At 60.2% G+C, this 2,222-nt stretch carries 2 protein-coding genes; both read right to left on the reverse strand.

Annotated features, from left to right (window positions below):
* Positions 1-661: hypothetical protein (locus HKD24_RS14995; protein ID WP_194260956.1), on the reverse strand; the 661-nt coding region annotated here is incomplete at its 3' end.
* 1 nt (position 662) lies between these two features.
* Positions 663-2,222: SGNH/GDSL hydrolase family protein (locus tag HKD24_RS15000; RefSeq protein WP_228124487.1), on the reverse strand; the 1,560-nt coding region annotated here is incomplete at its 5' end.

Genomic DNA, 2,222 nt, shown 5'->3' on the forward strand with positions numbered 1-2,222 from the left:
TGCCTGCCTGGGCCCCCGTGTTACAATTTGGCTGGCCACCGATCCAAAGAGGAACGGTTCCCATCCCGGCATTGATTCCAGTTCCGGAACTGACCGCGGAGGTGCCCAGAGTCAGGCATTGCACCGTGGCCGAACCAGTCCCGCCGGAAACACAATTCCACCGCAGAGCGCATAACAGCCAGCCAGTCATGTTGCTGGTCAGAGGCGGTGTGACATTCCATCCAGCCGGCGTGGCATAAGGCACTCGTCCGCGAAGGGCACCTTGTGTCGCTGCCCCTGCCGCCGTGAAGAGCAGCATTGTGTTGCCGTTAGGGGAATAGAAATCGTAATTGCCGACGATTACACCATCGGTTGGGTCACCCGTGGTCGGTGTCGGCATGCGGGCGATAGCAATAATCGTCCCGCTGGCAGTTTCCTGGATGCTGGTCGCAAGATAGTTCAACGCACCCGCCGTCGTCATATACGGCAGTTCCGCACCTACCACGCCGGCTGTCAGCTTCGGAGCCCCGACGACCTGCGCCCGCGTTCCACCGGAGACCAGATTATCCCCTGCGAAACCGGTATTGTAGAACGACGCGAACACCGGCTGTTTCCCAGTCGGAGCCAGCCACCCTCTCGGATTGCCGCTCAGATCCACGTTTCCTGAAATCAGTCTGACCACGTCAGTTCTCCAGATGTGCGTTGATGGCGCTTGCGATGAAAGAAGCCGCCAGCCGGTCGGCCGCTTCGGTCGGGTGTGTGCCGTCGTGATAGAGGGCCATGTCCGCGTGGTTGCTCATTGGTGGGGCGGACCATGGATCGATGAACGCATCCGCATCGATCGTCCCAGCCGCCACAGCCTGCCGGATCGCTGCATTCAGACCGGTATTGTACTGGCCCAGAATGAAGATTTTCTGATATCCGGCCGCCCGCAGCTTCTGATGGATGGCGGCGTTGTTCGCCACGATGGTCGCAATGGACTGTCCACCATTCACATCGTTATTACCGTACCAGGTAATCGCATGTTTGCGCCGTGGCTGGGCCGGGTCTGCGGCATCGGCCACCATGTTGGCGATCGTATATTTCAGGAAATCCGCAGCCGTGGAGCCGGCCACCGAGACGGAACGAACCTCGAACGGTCTGGACAGATAGTCCGCCAGCATCTGTGGCCAGCACCAGCCGTCCTGGTTCAGATAGCCCTGTGTCGTGGACGATCCGAAGCAGTCGAGGCGGTCACGGATCTGCGGTGTCCAGTCATAGAGTCGGCAGGCTTCAATAGAAGCTGCTTTCAGATCCGCGTCAGATGCTGTGGCGTTCAACAGGACAAGACCGCTGAACTGCAATGCGCCAGAGTTGCCTGTTCCTGCCGGCGCACCGCCCAGAACACCGCCCACGAATTGACGGCTACTGAATCCGGAACCCAGGCTGATAGCCTGACCCGAAGGATAAATTGTCGGGACATGGAGCGTCAGGCTGTCGCTGCCACCGAACGTCACGCCAATCAGTCCATGGTGGACATTCAGCGTCCGACTGGACGAGGCTAGAACCGTAGCCGGCTTGAAGTCCGAAAAGGCCAGACGTCCACTTTCCACGCCGCTGCCCATGCCGAGCGTGACGGCCTGTCCATCCGAGGATCCAAGCCCGAAGAGAGAATAGGTCGTGTACAGCGGGCAGTTGCACGACGAGACCGCGCCATAGAGCAGCGCAGTGGCCGACCCGGCGGAGAGGTTCAGAGAGGATGCAATATTCAGTGGCTGCGGTCCTGCCGGTTCAGGAGACCAGGACACAAGATCCAGACGGCCGTGATGCCGCTCACCGATATGAGGCAGATTCGCAGGGGAAACGCTTCCAGCCGTTCCGTCATAGTAAGTCGCCGTGAGGTGATGCCCGTTGCCACTCTGATCATAGATCTTCACGACATAGAGCGGCGTTCCGGACGCTACGCCGGCGCGTGCGGCCGTCAGATCAACCCGCGACAGAAACCCGTCAGCATCCTGCCCGATGCTGATCACCACCGATCCTGAGCTGCGCACGGCAATCACGTCCAGCAACGGCCCGGCATAAGTGGAAACCTGTCGTGTTGTGCCATAGGCTGCCGCCAGCGATGCTGCGAACTGATCGCCTGGACGCTGCGCTACGCCAAGATCGGCTTTCCAAATGGCGCTGTTCGCATTGGGATAGAGACAGGTATGCGCCTCGCCACCGGACTGCCAGACGTCTCCTGTCGCATACAGTTCGGCTGC

The organism is Gluconobacter vitians (assembly GCF_015244565.1).
GTDB classification, from domain to species: Bacteria; Pseudomonadota; Alphaproteobacteria; order Acetobacterales; family Acetobacteraceae; genus Gluconobacter; species Gluconobacter vitians.